Origin of the sequence: Nocardia sp. XZ_19_369 (assembly GCF_015355715.1) — a bacterium.
Taxonomy (GTDB): Bacteria; Actinomycetota; Actinomycetes; order Mycobacteriales; family Mycobacteriaceae; genus Nocardia.
Map to the genome: position 1 here is coordinate 121433 of NZ_JACVED010000008.1, position 23511 is coordinate 144943.

At 66.7% G+C, this 23511-nt stretch carries 15 protein-coding genes; 8 read left to right on the plus strand and 7 right to left on the minus strand.

Features of this window, described 5'->3' with window-relative positions:
* The first annotated feature begins 7 nt into the window (after positions 1 to 7).
* The 4 genes from IBX18_RS28750 to IBX18_RS28765 are packed head-to-tail and all read left to right on the plus strand — an operon-like array spanning position 8 to position 6787.
* Complete coding sequence (locus IBX18_RS28750) at positions 8 to 1063, plus strand: zinc-dependent alcohol dehydrogenase family protein (protein ID WP_194836634.1); 1056 nt, start codon at positions 8 to 10, stop codon at positions 1061 to 1063.
* An 18-nt stretch (positions 1064 to 1081) separates the two neighbouring features.
* On the plus strand, positions 1082 to 2569 hold the full coding sequence (locus IBX18_RS28755) for an aldehyde dehydrogenase family protein (protein WP_194836635.1): 1488 nt from the start codon (positions 1082 to 1084) through the stop codon (positions 2567 to 2569).
* Positions 2570 to 2590: 21 nt separating this feature from the next.
* A complete protein-coding gene (gene asnB / locus IBX18_RS28760) occupies positions 2591 to 4453 on the plus strand; it encodes an asparagine synthase (glutamine-hydrolyzing) (RefSeq protein ID WP_194836636.1) in 1863 nt (620 codons plus the stop codon).
* Positions 4454 to 4495: 42 nt separating this feature from the next.
* A complete protein-coding gene (locus IBX18_RS28765) occupies positions 4496 to 6787 on the plus strand; it encodes an excinuclease ABC subunit UvrA (RefSeq protein ID WP_194836637.1) in 2292 nt (763 codons plus the stop codon).
* 4 nt (positions 6788 to 6791) lie between these two features.
* Here IBX18_RS28765 and IBX18_RS28770 read toward each other — a convergent pair whose 3' ends face one another.
* From IBX18_RS28770 to IBX18_RS28790, 5 genes are all read right to left on the minus strand, one after another.
* Positions 6792 to 7781 (minus strand): SCO2521 family protein, encoded by a 990-nt coding sequence (locus IBX18_RS28770; RefSeq protein ID WP_194836638.1) that lies wholly within the window; start codon positions 7779 to 7781, stop codon positions 6792 to 6794.
* Position 7782: 1 nt separating this feature from the next.
* Entirely contained in the window at positions 7783 to 8754 is a 972-nt protein-coding gene (locus tag IBX18_RS28775; RefSeq protein WP_194836639.1) for an SCO2522 family protein, read from the minus strand.
* A gap of 40 nt (positions 8755 to 8794) precedes the next feature.
* Positions 8795 to 9712: an SCO2523 family variant P-loop protein gene (locus tag IBX18_RS28780; protein WP_194836640.1), complete on the minus strand. Its 918-nt coding sequence runs from the start codon at positions 9710 to 9712 to the stop codon at positions 8795 to 8797.
* A gap of 3 nt (positions 9713 to 9715) precedes the next feature.
* Entirely contained in the window at positions 9716 to 11125 is a 1410-nt protein-coding gene (locus IBX18_RS28785) for an SCO2524 family protein (protein ID WP_306796457.1), read from the minus strand.
* Between the two features lie 195 nt (positions 11126 to 11320).
* Positions 11321 to 13483 (minus strand): acyltransferase family protein, encoded by a 2163-nt coding sequence (locus IBX18_RS28790; RefSeq protein WP_194836641.1) that lies wholly within the window; start codon positions 13481 to 13483, stop codon positions 11321 to 11323.
* A 165-nt stretch (positions 13484 to 13648) separates the two neighbouring features.
* Here IBX18_RS28790 and IBX18_RS28795 point away from each other — a divergent pair, with 165 nt between their 5' ends.
* On the plus strand, positions 13649 to 14791 hold the full coding sequence (locus IBX18_RS28795; protein ID WP_194836642.1) for a Fic family protein: 1143 nt from the start codon (positions 13649 to 13651) through the stop codon (positions 14789 to 14791).
* Positions 14792 to 14950: 159 nt separating this feature from the next.
* Here the strand turns inward: IBX18_RS28795 and IBX18_RS28800 are convergent, their stop codons facing one another.
* The gene (locus tag IBX18_RS28800; protein ID WP_194836643.1) at positions 14951 to 16411 is read right to left on the minus strand and encodes an MDR family MFS transporter; all 1461 of its coding nucleotides are present in this window, start codon (positions 16409 to 16411) and stop codon (positions 14951 to 14953) included.
* Positions 16412 to 16716: 305 nt separating this feature from the next.
* On the opposite strand from IBX18_RS28800, the gene IBX18_RS28805 reads away from it, so the two are divergent.
* From IBX18_RS28805 to IBX18_RS28815, 3 genes are all read left to right on the plus strand, one after another.
* Positions 16717 to 17571, plus strand: a complete 855-nt coding sequence (locus IBX18_RS28805; protein WP_194836644.1) for an arylamine N-acetyltransferase — start codon at positions 16717 to 16719, stop codon at positions 17569 to 17571.
* A gap of 87 nt (positions 17572 to 17658) precedes the next feature.
* The gene (locus IBX18_RS28810; RefSeq protein ID WP_194836645.1) at positions 17659 to 19455 is read left to right on the plus strand and encodes an HSP90 family protein; all 1797 of its coding nucleotides are present in this window, start codon (positions 17659 to 17661) and stop codon (positions 19453 to 19455) included.
* Positions 19455 to 22280 carry a tetratricopeptide repeat protein gene (locus tag IBX18_RS28815; protein WP_194836646.1) on the plus strand — a complete coding sequence of 942 codons (2826 nt, stop codon included), beginning with the start codon at positions 19455 to 19457 and terminating at the stop codon, positions 22278 to 22280. Before IBX18_RS28810 ends, IBX18_RS28815 begins: the two co-directional genes overlap by 1 nt.
* Before the next feature lie 41 nt (positions 22281 to 22321).
* Here IBX18_RS28815 and IBX18_RS28820 read toward each other — a convergent pair whose 3' ends face one another.
* A complete protein-coding gene (locus IBX18_RS28820) occupies positions 22322 to 23299 on the minus strand; it encodes a hypothetical protein (RefSeq protein WP_228541967.1) in 978 nt (325 codons plus the stop codon).
* Between the last annotated feature and the right edge of the window lie 212 nt (positions 23300 to 23511).

The window sequence follows — 23511 nt, forward strand, 5'->3', positions numbered from 1 at the left end:
GGCGGCCATGAAAGCGGCACAGATCGTCGAGTACGGTGCCCCACTCGAACTACGCGAAATCCCCGATCCCACACCGGAACTGGACGGTGTGGTGCTCGAAGTCCTCGCCACCGGCATCTGCCGCAGCGACTGGCACGCCTGGATGGGTGACTGGGGGTGGATGGGCGGACAGGTCGCGTTGCCGCGCACGCTGGGACACGAGATCGTCGGCACGGTGCGCGCCGTCGGCCCCGACGTCCGTGGTGTGCGGGTCGGCGACCGGGTCACCACGCCGTTCCACTTGGCTTGCGGCACTTGCGCGTACTGCCGTTCAGGGCACGCCAATGTGTGCGACAACATGCAGGTGCTGGGCTTCTGGTGCGACGGCGGTTACGCCGAGTATGTGCGAATCCCCAACGCCGACTTCAACTGTGTGCACATACCGGACGAGCTCCCCTCCGTCGCGGCCAGCGCTATCGGCTGCCGCTTCATGACGGCCTTCCACGCGGTCACCGAACAGGGGCAGGTCCGTCCCGGCGAGTGGGTCGCGGTGCACGGTGTCGGCGGCGTCGGCTTGGCGGCCGTGCAGATCGCCGGTGCCGCAGGGGCTTCCGTGGTCGCGGTGGACATCGACGCCGGCAAGCTCGCGCTCGCCAAGGAGCAGGGCGCGGTGCACACCATCGACGCGAGCGTCGAGCAGGACGTGTCGGCAGCGGTACAGGATCGCACCGGCGGCGGTGCGCACGTCTCGTTCGACGCACTCGGCACCCGCGCGACGGTGGTGAATTCCGTACGCTCGCTGCGCAAACGAGGTCGCCACGTCCAGGTCGGCCTGACCAGCGCGGCGGATGCCGGTGAGATCGCGCTCCCCGTGGACGCGATCACCATCGGCGAGCTGACCATCGTCGGCTCGCACGGAAATCCGCATTCCAGTTACCCGCAGCTGCTCTCGCTCGTCGCGTCCGGCAAGCTCGCGCCGCAGACCCTGGTGCAGCGCCACGTTTCCCTCGACCAGGCCGGGGAAGTCCTCGCCGCAATGAGCGATTTCACCACCAACGGCATCACCGTCATCGACCGCTTCTGACGCGGACCGGGAGGACTCGTGAATACCTCAGGTAACACCGTGGGCGACGCCGCCCGCGACTTCCTGTCCCGTACACAGCTGCTGTACATCGACGGTGCCTTCGTCGCCGCGGCGACCGGGCGGACGTTCAGCACGATCGATCCGTCCACCGGCGAGCACATCACGGAGATCGCGCATGCGGGATCTGCCGATGTCACGGCCGCTGTGACCGCGGCCCGTGCCGCACTCGACGGGCCGTGGAGCCGGCTGTCGGCGGCCGATCGCGGCCTGCTGCTGTCCCGGCTCGCCGACCTCATCGAGAACAATGGCGACGAGCTCGCCGAGCTCGAATCCCTCGATGCGGGCAAGCCGATCACGATGACCCGTGCGCTGGATGTGCCTGCGGCGGCAGCGCAGTTCCGCTACTTCAGCGGCTGGCCCGCGCGCATCGAGGGCGAGACGATCCCCGTCGCGATACCGAATACGTTGTGCTACACCAGGAAAGAGCCGGTCGGGGTGTGCGCCCAGATCATTCCGTGGAACTTCTCGCTGTTGATGACCGCGTGGAAGCTCGGGGCAGCGCTGGCCGCCGGCTGCACGGTGGTGCTCAAACCCGCCGAGCAGACGCCATTGACGGCGCTGCGCCTGGCCGAGCTGATCGAGGCCGCCGGTTTCCCGGCGGGCACGGTCAATGTGCTCACCGGCGACGGCGAAACCGGTGCGGCACTGGTCGATCACCCGGGCGTCGACAAGATCGTGTTCACCGGGTCCACCGCGGTGGGGCGCGAGATCGGCGCGAAGGCCGGGGCGCAACTGAAGCGGGTGACACTGGAGCTCGGCGGGAAGAGCCCGAACATCATCCTTCCCGACGCTGATCTCGCGGCCGCGATTGCCGGGAGCTACAACGGGATCTACTTCAATACCGGCCAGGCCTGCAACGCCGCGTCCAGGCTGTACGTGCACCGGAGTGTGTTCGACGAGGTGATCGAAGGGCTGTCGGCGCGGGCGAAGACCGCGCAGGTCGGTCCGGCGCTGGATCCGGCCACCGAGTGCGGGCCGGTCGTTTCGGCCGAGCAGTACCGCCGGGTGCGCGGCTACCTCCGCGACGGGGTCACCGAGGGGGCGACATTGGCGTTCGGTGAAGTTCCCGTAGCCGAACCGGAGGGCGGATACTTCGTTCGCCCAACGCTTTTCACCGATGTGACGTCGGACATGCGGATCTGCCGCGAGGAGATCTTCGGGCCGGTGCTGGTGGCAGCCCCCTTCGACAGCATCGACGAAGCCGTGCACCTGGCCGATGCCACCGACTACGGTCTCGCGGCCGGAGTCTGGACCCAAAACCTCAGCGACGCACACACTCTCGCCGCTCGCCTGCACGCGGGCTCGGTCTATCTGAATACGTGGGCACCCGGTGATCCGGCCGCGCCCTTCGGCGGCGTCAAAGCCTCCGGTGTCGGCCGGGAAATGGGCCGGGCCGGGCTCGACGCGTATCTCGAACCGAAGACCGTGTGGGCGACCCTCGCGTGACGACAGCGAAAGGATAAGACGATGTGTGGAATCGCCGGTTGGGCCGATTTCGATCGTGATCTCACTGCCGAGCACCCAGTTCTGCAGAAAATGGTGGACACCATGGCTTTCCGCGGTCCCGATGACGAGGGACTGTGGCTACATACGCATTGCGCGCTAGGGCATCGGCGGCTCTCGGTGATCGACCTCGAGGGCGGCGGACAGCCGATGGTCACGCCGGAAACGCTGCCCGACGGCACGCCGCTGGCCGCGATCAGTTACAGCGGTGAGGTCTACAACTTCACCGAACTTCGCGACGAACTCACGGCGCTCAGTCACCGCTTCAGGACGCGAAGCGACACCGAGGTCGTCCTGCGCGCCTATCTGGAGTGGGGCGCGGATTTCGTGCGACGACTGAACGGCATGTTCGCCTTCGCGATCTGGGACAGCCGCGTCGAGGAATTACTGCTGTATCGGGACCGATTGGGCGTCAAGCCGCTGTTCTACTATCCGACCCACGCCGGTGTGCTCTTCGGGTCCGAACCGAAAGCGATTCTCGCCCATCCGGAAAGCCGGGCGGCGCTCACCCTCGACGGGCTGCGCGACGTGCTGTCCTTTGTCCGGGTTCCCGGGCAGACACCGCTGGACGGCATGTACGAGGTGCGTCCCGGACATATTGTCCGGGCTCGCAACGGCCGGCGGACCGAGGAGAAGTATTGGGAACTGGAATCCCGGCCGCACACCGACGACATCCCCGCGACCGTCGGCGCGGTGCGCGGGTTGTTGGAAGACATTGTTTCTCGTCAACTGGTCGCCGACGTTCCGCTGTGCACGCTGCTGTCCGGCGGTTTGGATTCCAGTGCATTGACCGCCCTGGCACAGCGCAGGCTCGATGCCGACGGCGGCGGGCGGATCCGCAGCTTCTCGGTGGATTTCGAAGGACAGGTGGAGAACTTCGCGCCGGAGCCGCTACGCGAAGCGCCGGATCAGCCCTTCGCGGCGGAGTTGGTGCGGCACGTCGGCACCGACCATCAGACGATCCTGCTGAACAACGCGGATCTGGTGGCTCCGCACATCCGGTCGGCGGTCTCCCGCGCCTGGGATCTGCCCTTCGGTGACGGCGATCTCGGTCCGTCGCTCTACCTGCTGTTCCGTGCGGTGCGGGAGCAATCCACCGTCGCCCTCTCCGGCGAATCCGCGGACGAGGTCTTCGGCGGTTACCTGTGGTTCCACGACGAGAAGGCCGTACAGGCCGATACTTTCCCCTGGCACGCGCTCGGCGAGCGATCGATCACCGAGCAATCCACGGCATTCCTGAATCCGGATCTGACGGCGCGGCTGAATCTTCCGGAATACATCGCCGACCAGTACCAGACGGCCCTTCGAGAAGTGCCGCAGCTGACCGGCGAAACCGGGCACGACCGGCGAATGCGGACCGCGAGTTACCTGAATCTCACGAGATGGCTGCCGGTAATGCTGGATCGCAAGGACCGCTTGAGCATGGCCAGCGGTATCGAGGTGCGTGTCCCGTTCTGCGACCATCGCCTGGTCGAGTATGTCTTCAATGTGCCGTGGTCGATGAAGACGTTCGACGGGCGGGAGAAGAGCCTGCTGCGCGCCGCCACCGCGGATCTGCTGCCGGAGTCCATTGTGCAGCGGCGCAAAGCTCCCTATCCCTCCACTCAGGATCCCGGCTACGACCGGGCGATCAAGCAGATACTCGGCAAGATCGTCGCGGAGCCGAGTTCACCGGCCTTGCCGCTGTTCGATCTCGACGCGCTGGACCAGCATCTCAACGCGCCGATCGAGGCTGCCTCGTCCATGCAGGAAAGGGGGCTATACAACGAGACGCCGATTCGCCTCGCGGAATGGGTAGCCGACTATGAGGTCGAGGTCCTGGTATAGTTTCCATTTGGAAACTACTTGCCTACGCTGAGGGGAGTGGAGATGTCGGATCGAGCCGGACGGCAAGCGAACGACAGCATTACGCTGCAAGGCGTCCGAGAGAACAACCTGAAGAATGTGTCGCTGGAGATCGCGAAGGGGCGGCTGACCGTCTTCACCGGTGTATCGGGTTCCGGGAAATCGTCGCTGGTGTTCGGCACGATCGCGGTCGAGTCGCAGCGCCAACTCAACGAGACGTTCCCCTGGTTCATCCGCAACCGGCTACCGAAGTACGAGCGGCCGCACGCCGAGGGCATGTCGCATCTGTCCACCGCGATCGTGGTCGACCAGCGCCGGATCGGCGGCAGTTCCCGCTCGACCGTCGGCACCATGACGGAGATCAATCCCATTCTGCGCGTGCTGTTCTCGCGGCACGGCAAGCCCAGCGCGGGCGAGTCGACCATGTACTCGTTCAATGTCCCGCAGGGCATGTGCTCCGAGTGCGAAGGCCTCGGCCGCACCGCCCGACTCGACCTCGATCTGCTGCTCGACAAGTCGAAGTCGTTGAACGAGGGCGCCATCCAGTCACCGCTGTTCGCGGTCGGCGGCTATCCGTGGATCACCTACGCGGAATCCGGACTGTTCGATCCCGACAAGCCGTTGCGGAAGTTCACCGCGGCGGAATGGGACAAGCTGCTGCACGGCGGGGGTTTCAAGGTCCGGCGCCCCGGCAAGGACGTGACGCACTCCAACGAATACGAGGGCATCGTCGTCCGGTTCAATCGCCGCTATCTCAAGAACGGCCTGGATGTGCTGAAAGACAAGGAGCGCAAGGACGTCGAGCAGGTGGTGCGAACCAGTACCTGTGAGGTCTGCGGCGGCGGCAGGCTCAACAAGGCCGCGCTCGCCTCCAAGATCAACGGCAAGAATAGCGCCGACTACGCGGACATGGAGGTGAGCGAACTGATCGTCGAGCTGGGGAAGATCGACGATCGAGTCGCCAAACCCGTTGTGCAGGCGGCTATCACGGCACTGTCCCGGCTGGAATCGATCGGACTGGGCTACCTCAGCCTCGGCCGCGAGACTTCCACCCTGTCCGGCGGCGAGGGCCAGCGGCTCAAGACGGTCCGTCATCTCGGCAGCAGCCTGAGCGACCTGACCTTCATCTTCGACGAGCCGAGCGTCGGCCTGCATCCGCGAGATGTGCACCGGCTCAACGAGCTTCTGGCGCAGCTGCGCGACAACGGCAACACCGTGCTGGTGGTGGAGCATAATCCGGACGTCATGGCCGTCGCCGACCGCATCGTCGACATGGGGCCCGGGGCCGGGTCGCACGGCGGTGAGATCGTGTTCGAGGGGACCTACCGGCAACTCCTGAAAGCCAAGACCCTCACCGGCCGACGGCTGCGTGAGCACACTGGTTTGAAAGACAAGGTCCGGGAACCGACCGGCTCGCTGGAGATCAGCAAGGCCTCGTTGAACAACCTGCAGAACGTCTCCGTGCGCATCCCCACCGGGGTGCTCACCGCGGTGACCGGCGTGGCGGGTTCCGGTAAGAGTTCGCTCATCTCAGGAGCTTTCGCCGCCCAGCACCCGGACGCGGTCATGGTCGATCAGTCGGGCATCGGCATCTCCTCGCGGTCGACACCGGCGACCTATGTCGACATCATGGACACCGTTCGAAACCTGTTCGCCAAGGCCAACGATGCCGACCCCGGCCTGTTCAGCTTCAACTCGACCGGCGCCTGCCCGGCGTGCAAGGGGCGCGGCGTGATCGAGACAGACCTCGCCTACATGGATCCGGTCACGGTGACCTGCGAAGTGTGTGAGGGCAGCCGGTATCGGGACGAGGCGCTCGAAAAGACGCTGCGCGGCAAGAACATCGCCGAGGTACTCGGACTCACCGTCGAGGAAAGCCTGTCCTACTTCACCGAAGACAAGGTGACCGCCAAGCTCGCGATGCTCCAAGAAGTTGGACTGGCGTATCTGACACTCGGGCAACCACTCTCGACCCTGTCGGGCGGTGAACGCCAACGGCTCAAGCTGGCGCACCGTCTCCAGGACACGGGCACCGTGTTCGTCTTCGACGAGCCGACGACCGGCCTGCACATGGCCGACGTCGACCGGCTGCTGACTCTCTTCGATCGCCTGGTCGACGAAGGAAATACGGTCATCGTGGTGGAACACGATCTCGAGGTCGTCAAGTACGCCGACTGGGTCATCGATCTCGGGCCGGACGCGGGCCGTCACGGCGGCAAGGTGCTCTTCGAAGGCACCCCGGAGCAACTGAGCGCGGACAAGAAGTCCGTCACCGCCGAGTATCTACGCAAGGATCTCGAACGGGCGGACCGCTGAGTGGTCAGAGTTCTGTGCCGATCGTTGTCTGCCGCTTCGCGTCCAAGGCGCCTACCAGTACGCGGTTGCGGAGCTCGTCGACCAGGATTTGCCGGTCGACGGTGAAGCCGGGGTCGGCTTCCAGTGGAGCCCACAAGGCGCGTAGCGGGGCGGGGGTGTGCGCTCCGGGAGCCCAGAGGTGGGCGAGGTGGTGCAGTGCCGGAGCCAGTAGGGCGCTCGATTCGGGTGTCCCAGGGTCGAAGAGATCGGACTTTTCCATGGTTGCCCGGAGGGCCGTCAGCAGCCAGTCGTGCGCCGCGAGGTCTTCGCAGAACTGCCGCGCGGCGGCCAGTTCGTCCGCGTCGCGCACGGTGATCTCGGCGGCGCGGTCCGTGTCGTTGAGCACGCGAAAGGCGACTTGGGCCTGCTCGACGTCACCTCTGCGCGCTGCCCATCTCAGGTGAGTGGTGCTGGACCGCACCGGGACTCGCTGATCCAGGTGTGGATCCATGGTGATTTGCCGGAGTAGTCGATGGGCGATCGACGCGAGATCGAGGACGCCCGGGATCGGTGGTCCACCGGCCAGGAGGCCATTCGCCAGGCGGCTGCTCGTCTCGGCGGTGACCTTGGTGAGTACCTCCAGCTCGCCGGCCCGGCTGAGGTAATGCGACCACACCTGCCGCACCGGCCATTCTGCGGCAACGACTTTCGCCTGCGCCGAGCTCTGGAGCACTCGGCCACCGAGTACGACGGCATGGCCGGCCACCGTGCCGACCGCCCGCACCGCGACATGTCCGGGGGCGGCCAGCTCACAGTCCACGCCCGTCACGATGTCCGGCGAGACCGCGCGGGACATCGGGCGTTCCCGCCAGTGCACGGGGTGGCCCGGCATCAGGTCCAGCAGCTGTTCCAGATCGCTGCGCCGCAAGGGTTTTGCCGTCGGCAGCAGGCACGTGTGCGTCTCCCCCAGCACGACGGGTAGCCGATGGTCCGCCGGACCGTTCGATTGATGCACGTCAGTGTCCGTCCACCAGGTGGTAATTCAGGCGTTCGGCGCTGCTGCGCGGCAACGCAACCTGCTCCTGGGCCGCGCGGTTGACGAGCTGTTCGACCACCTCGTCGTCGAGCCGGATGTGCTCGAGTATCAGTCGCACGGCATGCTCGACCTCCAGGTACCGCACCGGAAGAACGGACAGTGAGCGGTATGCGGCAAACGGTTTCGCACGAGGGTTCAGTTTGAGCACGGCGGGCAATTCCGGCCAGCTGGCCGGCCAAGGCTGCTGACGGTCCCACAGCTGCGGTTCGACCACCGGCCTGCCGTGGAAGCGCAGCAGACCCAGTCGCAGTAGCTGCCAGATCGATGTGAGGAACGGCAACGACCAAGTGAGTGGTTCCGCGCGCCACAGCTCGACATCGAGAAAGATCGAATGCGCGGGGCTGCCGAATTCTTCGGGCGGCTGATACGGGTCGTTGTGCATCGCCTGCGTGGGTTCGTCGGAGGCGCGGGTGCCGTTGCACAACCAGCCGGATTGATCGGTCGGTGGCCTGCGGCCCGTCGTGCCCCGGTCCGGCTCGGCCACGATGCGAGCCCGAACCGACTGCGCCAGTTCGATTCCGGGGGTTTCCCCCGTAGCCGGGACGGCCGCGCAGCCTGCCTCTCGCCCCAGATAGTCGATGGTGAGGCCCTTGTCCTCGGCACACCCGAGCAGTCGGCCGAGAACGTCGCGGGGATCGGTGTCGGCGCGGAAATAGTCATCGACCAGCAGGCAGGTACTCACCCGGGCGTGCGGTCCGAATTCGACCTTCGCCGCGTCGGTGAACCAGGTGACCAGCGGGACGACCTTGCGGAATTGCTCGCGAATCCAGTCGTCCCCGTTGCCCAAGTCTTCCATCCGGAGATGTCCCACCTCGATGGAGACATGGGACAGCGGCACCCCGGCGATCCGCGGCGGCTCGGTCCCCTCGCTGTATCCGGCGGCGTATTCCACTGTGCTCCAACCTTTCACGATGATCTCGGCGAGCCCGCGGCTACTGCAGCGGCTGCCAAATCGATTCGGAGAGTACGCGGTTCGCCAGGCTGCCGAACGCCTCCACGGTGTCCTCCTTGGCGATGCCCTGCATCACGTCGATATCCAGGATCAGTTGCTCACGCCACTGCAAGACCGGATCGATCGGTGTCTCACCGAGCAGAACGCCGGCGCCGATCCGGTACTCGGCCGCGAGGCGCTTCAGTCGCGCGTTCTGTTCGTGCAGCCACGCGGCCTGCAAACCGGAGACGTCGGTCGCCTCGTTCACTCGCGGCACCACGGTGCGCACAAATCGAATGTTCTCCAGCAATACGCGGGGATCGTGGCCGGCGACCGCCCCGGACTCCACCACGCCGTGCGGGCCATGGACCAAACCGGCCGCCGCGACGATGTGCTGCCGAGTCCAACGGTGAAAGACCAACCAGCGCACCGTTTTCGCGGTGAACGGCCGCAACCCGGTGGCCCGCACCGCGATCTCCAATGCCATCGACCGACCGGCGCTGACGTCGACGAGGCAGACATCGAAGTCCTGCTCGATCGTGAGCAGCAGCTCCGCGCAGCGCCGGACCACCTCCTGGTCCACCTTCGCGAACTCCGCGCCACCCAGGTCACCGGGCAACAAGGCGAGCTTGCCGGTACGCGTCCGCATCCGCTGCAACTCGCGGCGATCGGTCTTGTGCCGCACGTCGATTCGGGCGGGCACGCCGACCTGGCCCGTCAGATAGGAATGCAATCCGGTACCGCCGACGACCCCGCTCTCCACACTGTCGATCTCGAACAGCGCCCCCGCCGTCGGCGACCCGAAGTCGAAGTCGAGGTAGGCGACGCTCTTCCCCCGCACACACATCCGGTACCCGATATTGGCGCTGGTCACCGAACGCCCGGTACCACCCTTGTCAGAAATCGCGAAGACGATCACGGGTCAGTTGCCCCTGCTCGCGTCGCGGCGGGCGATCGACAGCTGCTCGAGGTCGCGCAACGCGTCGAGCGCGTGCACGAATGTGGTTGCGGGATTGCGGTGTAGCTGCTGCCTTGCCGCATCGATGCGTGCTTCCACATGGTCGAGCGTGCTGAGACTGGCCGATCGGTCGCCCAGATCGACCCCCAGCTTGGTTTGATCGTAGCTATGCTCGGCGATGGTCAGCAGGTTTCGTGCCATCCGCTGTAGTTCCGGCCACTGCGGTGGCGGTTCCCGGTAGAGGCGCTCGGCGGCGATCAGACATTCGACCACGCGCTCGGTGATCGACCAGGAAGGCTTGGTCGCGACGGGGGCACCGTCGTCGCCGAAGACGCCCGCCGGGTCGTCCCAGAGTCCGTCGGCGCCCGACCGGAGCATCCGCCGATCCAGGTGGTCCATCACCGATTTAGCCAGCTCTATCAGTGTGTCTCTGGTATCGATATTGCTGGACAATCCGGCTGCTCGGAGTACCTGTTGCAAGAGCGTCGGGGCGAAGTCCGACACCTCCCAATGCAGCACCGGGCCATCCTCGACCGACTCGCTGCCGCACAGGGTCAGCCGTAGGCCCGGCGTGTGCAGTCCCACTGCAGGATCGTCGCGTGTTGCCTTGCGAGTGATCCGTCCACGCGCTGCGAACTCCTCGAAAACCTTTACGGCCCTTGTCAAGTCGTCGTCAGAAGCGGTGCCTACGGTCAGATCCTGGACCAGTACCGCCGACACGAGGAGACTGAAGTAGTCCGACTCCGAGCCGTCCGAGGTGCGCCACGGGATGTCTTCCAGTGGCCATCTGCCGGAACCGAATCGGGCGAGTGCCGACCAATACCGCTGGGCCAGCTCCCATCTGAGGCGCAAAGCTTGGGCCAGCTGGATTTGCCGCTCATCGAGCAAGCGGAGCTCGCCGATCCGGTCGGTCAGCTCGCCGTACCGCGTCTCGGCGCGGCAGGCCTGTAGGAAACGCAGACCGCTCAGGCAGACGGTCAGTGACATCGAATACGAAGTGACGACCTCGATTCGCCGCTGTCCGTCGGTGGGTTCGCCGCGCAGGTAATTGCCCGCGGCGAAGGACGGCTCGCCGTGCTCGTCGGTGTTGCGCTCGAGGTACTGCTCAAGCAACGAGACGACGAAGCCGCCTAGCCGGCCCCTTTTCCCGATCGGCTCCAGCACGCCCGCGACGTCGCCCTGGATGCGGTCCGGGTGTGCCAGCGCGAAGATGTCGATCTCGGTGGCGGGGCAGAGCAGGCACAGCAGCTGTTCCGAGTCGCTGATCGAGTTGGTGTCCGCCTGCTCGCCCCAGCGCCAGTGCTGACCATCCCAGCATGCGGCGAGCAGGGCTCGCCACACGTCCAGAAGCTGTTCTCTCGGTTGAATTCGCACCCGCCGTCCTCCTCCCCCACGTCGCAGGCGGCCCGCATGCGCACGCCGGGCTGGAAGGTACTCCGCGGATGGAGAATATCGCTCCGCCGAGCGCCGCGTCCCAGGAATGCTGGTCTCCTGCGCAGTAGCTTCGCCGGCGCTGGGGTTCCGGTCGGCTCGGGGCCTGGTGCCCGGTTTCGTTCCTGCCCAGCGGGTTCAGCCGCGGGCCAGCGCGCCGTCGGCCAGTGCGGCGACGACCGGGGCGAGCGCTTTGGCGTAGGCGACGGTCAGGTGGTTGTCGTCGCGGTAGATGAGGGTGTTGCCGGTGATGAGCGGGCAGCGGTCGGCGGTGCAGAACAGCGCAGTGAGGTCGGCGTATCGGCCGTCGCCCGCCGTTGTCGCGGCTCGTTCGGCGGCGATGCCCGCGTCGTTGACGGCGACCGGACGGGTCGGCGCGCAGGCCAGTGCGTCGTCGAGGTGGCCGGACAGGCAGGTGGGCACGGTGCTGTGCGGGTCTGGAATCGGGCCGAGGACAAGGACATTCGCGCCTGTTGCGCGCAGCTGCGTGGTCAGGCGGGACAAGCTGTCGATCCAGGCCTGGTCGTAGGTAGTGAAACCGAAGTCGCCGCCGTAGCGCCGGGACATGCTCAGCACGATCAGCCGTGGATGCTCGGCCTGCAGCCGGGCCAGCACCTGGTGCCGCCATTGCACGCATTCGGTGTATTCCCGGCCGAGGTAGGGACTGGTGATGGGCAGTTCCATCAGCGGGCAGGTCACCTTGCTCATCGTTTCCAAGCGCCAATGGCGTTGCTCGGCAATCTGTTCGAACGCCGGGCTCCACATCGCCGCATGCGAATCACCGACCAATGCCACCGTGTTCGCCGAGCTGATGTCGCCCGCAGCGCATTCGGGCTGCCCGACATCGAGCCAGGAACGCACGCAACCGTTTCCGAATACGGCGGCCTTATCGGCGGGCGCATCAGCCAGCGACGGGGAGAGATTCGACGGGACCGACGGTGATTCGGCCGACGCCGCGACGGCGGTCTGCACCTGCGCGGTCAGCTGTTGCACCGCCGCATCATGCGGATCGATGGATTGCGACGGCGGCGCCTGCGGTGCCGCGACGACGGTCAACGCCTCGGCCGCCGCCCCACGCCCGACCGGCACCGGCACGAGCACCAGCAGCACCACTCCAACGCAGACGGCGACCGCGGTGACGACACCACCACCGGCCAAACTCAGTGCGGCCGAACGCCGTAGCGGCGCCGCGAAGCGTGCGGGGTCCTCGACGAACCACAGTGTCAACATGGCCAGGCCCGCCGCCGTGGCGACCGCACCCAGCGAACCGACCAGATCGAGCGGGTGACCGCTGAGCTTCGGCGCGAGCAGCAGCACCGGCCAGTGCCACAGATACCAGGAGTACGACAGCCGCCCGATCGACCGCAAGGGTGCCGTCGACAACACTCGTCCGACCCCCAGCCGGGGCGCGGCACAGCCCGCCGCCACGATCAAGGCCGCACCCAGCACGGGCAGCAGCGCAGCGGTCCCGGGATACGGCGTCCGCCCATCCAACTGCGTACAACTCACGACGATCGCCGCCAGCCCCAGCCACCCGGCGACGGCGGCCGCCCACGCCGGGATTCGACGCCAGACCGGAACCGACAGCGCCACCATGCCACCGACCGCCAGCTCCCACGCCCGAGCCGGTAGCGCGAAGAACGCCCACGACGGCAACGTGCGGGTCCAGTCCAGCGACACCGCGAACGACAGCGCGGCGACCACCCCGAGAACAACCAGATACGGAGTCGGCGAAGCACTCTCGGTCCTCCGCCGCCGATGCACGAACCAGGCAACCCCGATAATCAACGCCGGCCACAACAAATAGAACTGCTCCTCCACCCCCAGCGACCAGTAGTGCTGAAACGGCGAAGGCGGCGCATCCGCAGCGAGATAGTCGGTGCCGTGCAACGCAAGCCGATAATTACCCACATACAACGCACTGGCAATCCCATCCCCCAACACTTCACGCGCCTGCAACGGCGGCAACAACGCCGCCGCCCCTCCCGCCGTCGCAACCAACACAATCCCCGCCGCAGGCAACAACCGCCGCGCCCGCGCCCCATAGAACCGCGCCAACCGAATCGTCCCGCTACCCGCCACCTCCCGCCACAACATCCCCGTAATCAAAAACCCGGAGATAACAAAGAAAACATCCACCCCCGCAAACCCACCCCCCACCCCGGGCACCCCCGCATGAAAAACAACCACAGCCAGCACCGCAACCGCCCGCAACCCCTCCACATCCCCCCGAAACCCCATCCGCGCAGCCCCCACCCCACCCTGCCGCACCAACAATTCCCTCGAGGCCGTCCCTACCATGGAACGCATTCTTACCAACGATCACCAGCAATGTCGCAGCGACATTTACTTTTTAAGCCGTACTGAATGACTGTTTAAGTCATCCTTGATTGCTTATCCTGGCAAATCGAATTGATTTCAGGTTGGACCTGACCCGACCGAGGCGTGCCTCACTAGAGTTGGCACGTGCTGTTTCCGACTCCCGCGTTGAGCAACGCCGACGAGCGTGTGCTGACCGAGGTGGATCGCATGCGTCAAGCGCTGCATCGCCAACTACAGAGCACGCCGGTAGCGCAGACCGCACGCCTGCGGAAGTTCCTCACCGCGGACGCAGTCGCCGCGTCGAACTCCATCGAAGGATTCAAGGTCGCCACAGTTGACGTGGAAGATCTGATGGCCGGCGAGCGCGACGTCGATATCTCGGAGGAGAACCGGGCGGAGACACTGGCTTACGAGCGAATGATGACCTACATCCAGACGTTGCACGACGCCCAGGACTTCTCGTACAGCAAGGGTCTGCTCAACGCGTTGCACTGGATGCTGCAGGGACACCGGCATGCGGCGCGCCGACCAGCCGGGCAGTGGCGGCGCGGCCCCGTCTACGTCACCGACGTGCGCGATCCGAGCATTGCCGCCTACACCGCGCCGGAGGCCGCGGCGGTGCCGACGTTGATGGCGGAGCTGGTGGATTGGCTTGCCGACACCGACGAATCCCATCCCCTGGTTCGTGCCGCGATGGCGCACCTGCATCTGGTATCGATTCATCCCTGGGCCGACGGCAACGGCCGGATGTCACGCTCGCTGCAAACGTTGATGATCGCGCGCGAAGGCGTGCTGGCGCCGGAGTTCTCCTCGATCGAGGCGTGGTTGGGCCGCCCGGGTAACACCTGGGAGTACTACCAGGTGTTGGGACGTCGCGGCAGCGAGTATCACCCGGATCAGGATGTCTCGGAGTGGATCCGGTTCAACCTGATCGCCTATCACCAGCAAGCGCAGACCGTTCACGCGCGGTTCGTGCGTTCCGGCCGAGTATGGGAGACACTGACCGAATTCGCGACCACCACCGGTTTGGACGAGCGGCTCATCACCGCGCTGCACGACGTCGCGATGTCGGGTCGGGTACGCCGCACCCGCTACGAGCAGAACGAGGGACTGAATCTGCAACAGGCGCAACGCGATCTACGCGATCTCGTACGCAGGCAGATCCTCGAACCCGTAGGCCGCACCCGCGCAAGGTTCTACGTCGCAGGTCCCAATTTTCCCGAGACCGCCTCAGAAATCGCACGCACTCCGACGACGTTGGTGGATCCTTACGCCGCCACCCGGTAGAGAAACGCTACACCGCGAGATCCGTTGCTGGACAACCGATCATGTGGAACTGGTGGTGTAGTCCTCTCGGCCGACGCCTACATCAGTTCCTCATGAGCAGTCGACCAAAACACGAAACCCCCGGCGCGCGGGGGCGGCCGGGGGTTCGGGGGTGAAAGGTCAGCCCTTGACCAATTCGGGTGCCGCTGTTTCGGACTCGTCGGATTCTGCCGGGGCGGCGGCCCGGTTGGGCAGTAGGACTGCCATGACGATGACGACGAGGGCCAGGACGGCGGAGACCAGGAAGGCCAGGCGCATGCCGTCGAGGTGGGCGGTGATGGCGTCGGTGCCGTCTTCGACGAGCTGGGTGCTGCGGGCCGACATGACGGTGACCACCATGGCGGTGCCGAAGGCGGCGGCGACCTGTTGCAGGGTGCCGAGCATGGAGCTGCCGTGCGAGTACAGCTGGTGCGGGAGCGCGCCGAGGCCGAGGGTGAAGACGGGGGTGAAGGTCGCGGCCAGCGACACCATCAGCACCACGTGCAGCGCGATCAGCTGCCAGTACGGCATGGTCATCGAGATCTGGGTGAAGCCGGCCAGTGCCACGGCGATGCCGATCGATCCGGGAATCACCAGGCAGCGGCCGCCGAACTTGTCGAACAGGCGGCCGACGGTCGGTCCGAGCAGACCCATCGCCAGCCCACCCGGCATCACCAGCAGGCCGGTCGCCAACGGGCTCAGACCGCGCAGGTTCTGCAGGTACAGCGGCAGCAGGATCATCGACCCGAGCATCGCCATGAACGCAACCGACATCAGCACCAGCGCCTTGGTGTAGGTGCCCGCCAGCAGCACCCGCAGGTCGAGCAGCGGGACACCGGTGCGCTGCAGCCGCAGCTGCCGGAACACGAACGTGGCGATCAGCGCCACACCCGCGGCGACCATCAGGGCAGGGCTGGCCAGGTTGTCGGCCTCGAACTTGCTGAGCCCGTACACCAGACCACCGAAGCCGAGCGCGGCGAGCAGCACGCTGGACCAGTCGATCGCACCGGGCTGCGGCTCGCCGACGTTCTCCAGCTGCCGCAAACCGAGCCAGGTGACCACGCCGGTGATCGGCAGCACCAGCACGAAAAGCCAACGCCAGGAACCGACCTGGAGCACCAGCCCGGAAATGACCGGCCCCATCGCGGGCGCCACCGAGATGGCGAGGGTGACGTTACCCATCACCCGGCCACGATCCTTCTCAGCCACCACGGTCATCAGCGTGGTCATCAGCAGCGGCATCATCACCGCGGTGCCACCGGCCTGGATGATCCGCCCGATCAGCAGCACCACGAACGACGGCGCCACGGCCGACAGCGCGGTACCGGCCAGGAAGACACCCATCGCCACGGCGTAGGCCTGCCGGGTGGTGACCCGCTGCAGGAACCAGCCGGTGGTCGGGATGATGGCCGCCATGGTGAGCATGAACGCGGTGGACACCCACTGCGCCGCCCGCTCGGTGACCCCGAGGTCTTCCATCAGCCGCGGGATCGCGTTGATCATGATGGTCTCGTTCAGGATCACCACGAAGGTCGCGAGTACCAGCACCCGGATGACGGTCGGTGTCCGTCCTCCCGAGACGGGAGCGGATGGTTCGGGCATCGGATACCTCCGGGGGCATAGAGATCAGCAGGGCAACGTGTGGCCTTGGAGCTTCGAACCCCCGACGCCACAATGATTGAGACGGACTCGGGTGCTCGAACTCATCGGCGCGCATCAGTAAACCGGTCGATACCGACAAGTTTCATCGGATTTTCCGGCCGGGCGACCATGGCGCTGCCCCGAATCAGCTGGTCAGACACTCTTATGAAGCCGATCCATCTTCAATCGTGACCCTGGTCACTCCCGGCCGATGCGGCAAACCGAGACCAGACCGCACACCGTCGGCAACACACTAGGGTTCGGACATGCGCGAGATCGATGCGTCCGAGTTCCTCCGGCGTTTGGCCCTACCCGGCGCGGAACCACCGAGCGTGGCCGCCCTGACCCGACTGCACGAGGCCTTCGTCCAGCAGGTCCCCTACGAGGCGCTGGAGATTCAACTCGGCCGCAGCACCACCCTCGACCCGCTCGACTCCGCCGACCGCATCATCCGGCAGCGCCGCGGCGGATACTGCTACCACCTCAACGGCGCCTTCTCCGCGCTACTGCGGGCCCTCGGCTATCAGGTCACCCTGCACCGGGCCGGCGTGCAGAATTCCGGCGGACCCGCCGAGATCAGCCGAAACCATCTGGCGCTCACCGTCTCCGGACTACCGGACGACCCGGAGACGACCTGGCTGGTCGATGCCGGCCTGGGTGACGCCCTGTTCTCCCCACTACCGCTGCGCGCGGGCGACTATCCGCAGGGCCCGTTCACCTTCGGCCTGCGCCCGTCCACCGCGGTCGCCGGCGGCTGGCGCTTCGACCACGATCCGCGCGGCAGCTTCGTCGGCATGGACTTCGATCCGGCCCCCGCGACCATGTCCGACTTCGCCGAACGCCACCAATACCTGTCCACCGCACCGGAATCCGGCTTCGTCCGGGTATGCGTGGTGCAGCGCCGGCTTGCGAGCGGCGGCGACACCCTGCGCGCCCGCACGCTCACCAGAATCGATGACTCCCACACCAGCACAATGGTTTTGGATACACAGGAGGACTGGTTCACCGTTCTGCACGAGGTATTCGGCATCTCCCCCGCCGTCTTCGACCGCGCCGCACGCCACCGGCTGTGGCACCAGGTGACCGCGCAACACGAGGCCCATCTGTCCCGGCAGACCTGAGCCCGCCCCCAGAATCGAGGGGGAAGCATCGGCCTGTCCTATGGCTAGAGTGATTCCGTTAGCTGGTGGGTTTGTCGGAGGGCAGCGGTGGAGCAAGCGTTCAGGGTCGATTTACGTGGCGTTGTCGACCTACTAAGTCACCACCTCTACGGCAGCCCGCGGGTCTACATCCGCGAGTTGCTGCAGAACGCGGTCGACGCCGTCACCGCGCGGCAAGCCATCGACGCGGACGCGCCCGCCGAGGTGCGCATCGAGACCCCCGACAGCACGGGTGACGGCAGTATCCGCGTGTACGACAACGGCATCGGGCTGACCGAGCCCGAGGTGCACGAGTTCCTGGCCACCATCGGCCACAGCGGCAAGCGCGACGGCCTCGGCTTCGCCAGGCACGAATTCCTCGGTCAGTTCGGCATCGGCCTGCTCTCCTGTTTCCTCGTCGCCGACGAGGCGCGGATCCTGACCCGTTCGGCCCGCGGCGGCCCGTCGGTGGCTTGGACCGGTTACGCCGATGGCCGCTACCGCGTCGAGATCGCGGCCGAGCAGCGGCCCGAGCCGGGCACCACCGTGACGCTCACGCCACGCCAGGGCATGGAGCCGTGGCTGACCAGCACCACCGTCGTCGAGTTGGCCACGCTCTTCGGCGGCCTGCTGCCGTTCCGGGTCACCGTCGACGGGCAAACCATCAACGCGGCCGATCTGCCTTGGCGGGCAACGCATCCCACGCCGAGCGACCGGCAAGCAGCGCTGGCCACCTACGCCGAGGACACCTTCGGTTTCACCCCGTTCGCCAGTTTCGACCTGTCCAGCGCCGAGGCCGGGCTCACCGGCGTGGCGTTCGTGCTGCCGCAAGCGGCCAATCCGGCGGCCAAGACCGGGCATCGGGCCTACCTCAAGCGCATGCTGATCGCCGAGAACGTCACCGGGCTGCTGCCCGACTGGGCGTTCTTCGTCCGCTGCGTGGTCGATACGAGCGAGCTTCGCCCGACCGCCAGCCGGGAAGCCCTGTACGAAGACGACCTGCTGGAGTCGACCAGGGAAGCACTCGGCGATCAGGTCAGGGACTGGCTGATCGAGCTGTCCGCGTCGGACCCGGCCAGACTCGCGCAGTTCCTGCAGATCCACGATCTCGGCGTGAAAGCCCTTGCGCTGCACGACGACGACATGCTGCGCCTGGTGGACCGCTGGCTCGCGGTGGAGACCAACGCGGGCCGGATTCCGCTGGCCGAGTTCCGGCGCCGCTTCGGCGCCATCCGCTTCACGCCCTCGGTGGAGGAGTTCCGGCAGCTCTCCGCCGTGGCCAACGCCCAGGGCATCGGCCTGGTGAACGGCGGCTACGCCTACCTCACCGAGATCCTCGAACGACTACCGGCGATCGATCCCGAGATCCGCGTCTCGCGCCTCGAAACCAGTGAGCTGGCAACTCATTTCGACCTGATCGATCCGGCGACCGAGTTGGCGCTGCGCCCCTTCCTGGTGACGGCCCAGCGCGCACTGGACCGGTTGGACTGCGAGGTCACGCTGCGCACATTCGACCCGCCCTCGCTCGCCGCGCTGTATCTGCTGGATCGGGAAACCCAGCATCGGGCCGAGCTGCGCGCGACCAGGGCGATCGCCGACGACCTCTGGTCGGATGTGCTCGGCGCCTTCGACACCGGGCTCGGGCCGGATCGGCCGCAACTGGTCCTCAATCATCGAAACCCTTTGGTGCGCAAGATATCTGCGCTATCCGATCCGCGACTGGCCACCATGGCGGTCGAGGCGCTCTACAGTCAGGCACTACTGCTCGGCCAGCACCCGCTCCGTCCCGTGGACACGGCCTTGCTCAACAGATCTTTCGTCGGCCTGCTCGATTGGGCGGTACACGACGAGCGGGGAGAATCGTAATGGCAAAGTCGGCAGACAGCCTGTACCAGTTGATCGAACAAGCCGATCAACTCCCCTTCGGCGACGGCAAAGACGCACTGCTGGAAGAGGTTCTGCGGCACGCGGAGGCCGGGGAACATACCGAAGTCGCCTTCTACGCGCGGCTGCGGTTGATCGACGCGTACACCCAGGGGATGCAGCCTGCCAAGCTGTTCGTTCCGTTCGCCCGCTGCCTGGCCGATTACGACCGTAACCCGGCGGCGCACGAGCCGTGGGTGGCGGCGACGCTGCGCTGGGATTTCAAGCACGCCATCACGGCGATGACGAAATTCCCTGAGGTGCCCAAGGATCGGGCGCTGGCCGTGCTCGACCAGATGGAACGCCGCTACCGCACCGAGAGCCAGAGCTTGCACGCGGTGTACGCCTACCGCTACCGGGTGGCCGCGCACGTCGGCGACCGCGCGGCCGCCGACGAATGGTACGCGAAATGGTGTGCGACGCCGCGGGATGAGAACTCCGACTGCGCGGGCTGCGATCCGACCAACAAGGCCGACTACCTGGTCGATCGGCGCCGGGACGCCGAGGCCATCGCGGTCGCCGGGCCGGTGCTGGACGGCGAGCTCAACTGTGAACAGCAACCGCAGCGGATCCTCACCACCCTGCTGCTGCCGTATGTGCGCACCGGACAACTCGAGCAGGCGCGCAACGCACACCGCCGGGCCTATCGCATCCTGCGCACTAGACCGCAGGATGTGGCCGAGATCGGTGACCACCTGCAGTTCTGTGCCCTGACCGGTAACCAGTCCCGCGGCCTCGAACTCCTCGACCGGCATCTCGGCTGGCTGGATCGCGCGCCGAGCCCCAAGGACGCCATGTGGTTCGCCGCGTCGGCGGCCTTGTTGCTGCGCACGGTGATCGACGCCGGACACGGCGAAGCGATCGTCCGGCGCCCGGCGCACGCGGAGCGGCCCGCCACCGAGCTCACCGCACAGGTGCTGCATGACGAGCTGGCGCGGCACGCGTTCGACATCGCCGCCCGGTTCGATCAGCGCAACGGTACCGACCATCAAACATCAACCGTGCGAAGGCTTCTGGCGAGCGAGCCGCTGGTGGAACAGCTGCCCTTGTCCGCGGCGGCCGACCACCGGGTACCGGCGCCTCCACCGCAGGTGGCCGCTCCGGTGGACGTCACCGCGCTGACCGCCGACGAGCTCGTCGAACGGGCCGAGCACCTGCTGCGCCGATACGACGCCGACGCCGCAGAACCGCTTGTGCAGCAACTCATCTCGCTTAGCGATGATGCGGCCGCCGACTCGATGCTCACCGCGCGTACAGCAGTCCTGCGCGCGCGACTGGCGTCGTGGGACGACCACAACGCGGCGACCGAATCGCTACTGTGGCAAGCCATCGAACAGTACGAGGCCGCGGGTGATGAAGACGGTCGCCAGGTCGCACTCGGCTGCCTCGGCAAGTACCTGTGCACGCATGATCGAGTCGAGGAGGGATCGGCGCTGCTGCGTGCTTCGCATGCCTATCTGATCCAGCGCCCCGACATCGGTGGGCAGGTCTGGTCCGCTATCCGATTGGCCAGCGGCCTATTACAGGCCGAGGAGCCCGCGGTCGAGCACCTGGCCGAGGCCGAGTCCCTGCTCGCGCAGGCCGCCGCCACCGCGGCCGAATCCGGTGACCCGGTGCTGATCGGCGACGTCGCGGTGCACCGAATGCATCGGCACATCCACAGCGCCGAAGAACTCGACGACGCGATCGACGCCGCGCGCACCGCGGTGGCTGCCTTCAAGGAGGCAGGCATCCCCCGGATGGTCGCGCCGTCGGCCTTCCGCCTCGGCGTGCTGCTGCGCAGCCGCGATGAGGCCGAGGCCGCGCTGGCCGCCGCCGACGAGGCGTTGGCCAGCGTGGCCGCCGACGCACCCGCCGACTTTCGGGTCGTGCTGCACGGCCTGCGCGGTGCCGTGCTCAACGACCTGGACCGGCCGGGCGAGGCCATCAACGATCTGCTCACCGCGGTTGCTATCGGCCGGACGGAGGGTCTGCCCCAGGTCGCTCGTTGCCTGTGGGATCTGGCCATCGCCTACCGGGCGACCGGGCAACTGCTCGACGCCGCCGACCTCGCCGAGGAGGCCGTCGCGAGCTGGACGGGGCTCGGCCAGGACGAGTCGGCTCATCAGTGCCGCTATCTGCTCGCGGGCCTGCATCTCCAGCTCGGCGAGCCGGACCAAGCGCTGGCCCTGTACGAGGAGATCGTCGAATTCCACCGTGCCAGAGACGAACACGGCGCCGTGGCGGAGATTCTCGCCGAAACCGCCGATCTACTCGACAATCTCGATCGCGACGCCCTCGCCGCCGAACACTACCGGCAGGCCGCTGACGCGGCGGTGCTCGACAACGACCCGCTGCGAGTTGCCTACTGCCGCTACAGCGCTGCGCTGTCGCTGCACTGGAGTGGTGAGACGGCCACCGCGCTGGCCGCGCTCGAGGTAGCCGATCAGGCTATGCGCGATTTCGCCGGCACCGAGCCCGATCCGAGCCTGCTCACCTGGCATCGAGCCCGGCTGGACTACAACGCCGCGCGAATCCTGTTCGCCGATGACCGCCTGGATGATGCCGTGCTGCGTGCCGCGGCCGCCGCCACCAACTTCCGCACTATCGACGCCACCGAGCCCGCGCTACGCGCCGATCTGGTGCACGGCCGGATCCTGCTCGAAATGGGCCGCGCAGATGATGCCGCAGCAATCCTCGGCAAGGCGCTCACCGAAGTCGAGGAAGACAATCCGCTGCACGAGGTCCTGTCCGGCGCCCTCGCCGCCGCGCGTGCAGACAACGAGTGAGCTAGCCGAGCGTGTGGCACAGCACCACCGCGCTGACCGCCTCAGCGACCGAAAGCTGTGGCGGCCAACGGATCTACGTCGATCATGTCGTCGATCGCCCGACGCGGCGTGGCGGGCAGCGGCGCGGAATCGGTCGGCACCCAGCCGATGCGGATCATGGTTTGCGGAAAGGCGCAGTCGTAGAGCACTTGCGATCGGATGTCGTCGCGCAGTTCGGGGAGGCCGAGCGGCTCGGTCTGCAGACAGCTGGACAGACCGAGACGGGTGGCTTCCAGCAGCAGGGCGCTGGTGGTCTCGCCGGCGCGCAGTTGGGACGGACGGTCGTCGTGCGGGGTGCAGACCACCAACCATTCCGCCGCATCGGGCTCGGTGAGGCCGTCGATCAGATCGGCGTCGGCGAACGCGCGGGCGGGAATCTGGTCGCACTGGTGCGGGCGCGGCACATTCGCACCGGGCACGCCGTCCTCGGTCCGGTGCCCGCCGCTCCACTCGGCGAGTTCGAGCTGATAGTCCAGGTCCGCCGCGTGCCGGGCCACGGCATTGCGGAACGGCTGCACCAGCCGGAGCCGAAGGCCGTCCGGGACGTGGCGCACCACAGCACCGAACTTCGCCGCCCTGGTCGAGATGGTCCGGAGGTGGCCGGCCGGGATTTCCCACGAGCGGTAGCCGCGGCGGTCGGTGTGCCGCTGTAGTACCGCGGCACCGAGCTCGATGTCGGCCTGGGTGGGTTGGTGCGGTGCGAGCTCGATGGTCGCCAGATGGTCCGGTTCCGCCGGGTCGGGCAGCTGCGTAACCTCGGCGGACCAGCCCACAACCGCGAGGGCGACGCGCAGATGATGCAGCACCGCGCCGCAGCTCACCACCAGCTTGCCCCGCCGGGGATCACTGGCCACCAGATGGCGCTTCGGATCGGCCCACAGCTCGATCACCCGATCACGGATCCGCCACCGCCACGGTTGCGTGTTGTGGATCGACGGTGCGCGTACCGCCATCTCCAGCGCGATCTTGACCGTGTCCATGGTTGGCCCCGACGGTGCCATGAGTTCGAGCTACCCTTCCAGATCGAAATATTCGGTAGGCGTCACACCGCGGTGACCAGGCCATTCGTGATCGACGCCGTTATCCAGTGTCCCCATGAGGCATCGTCCTGTCATCGAGGTGAATGTCACTTCAGCTCCCGATTCGGGCCATCCGGCGCATAGCCGCCCGGCCAGCCCGCCAGCCGACGGAG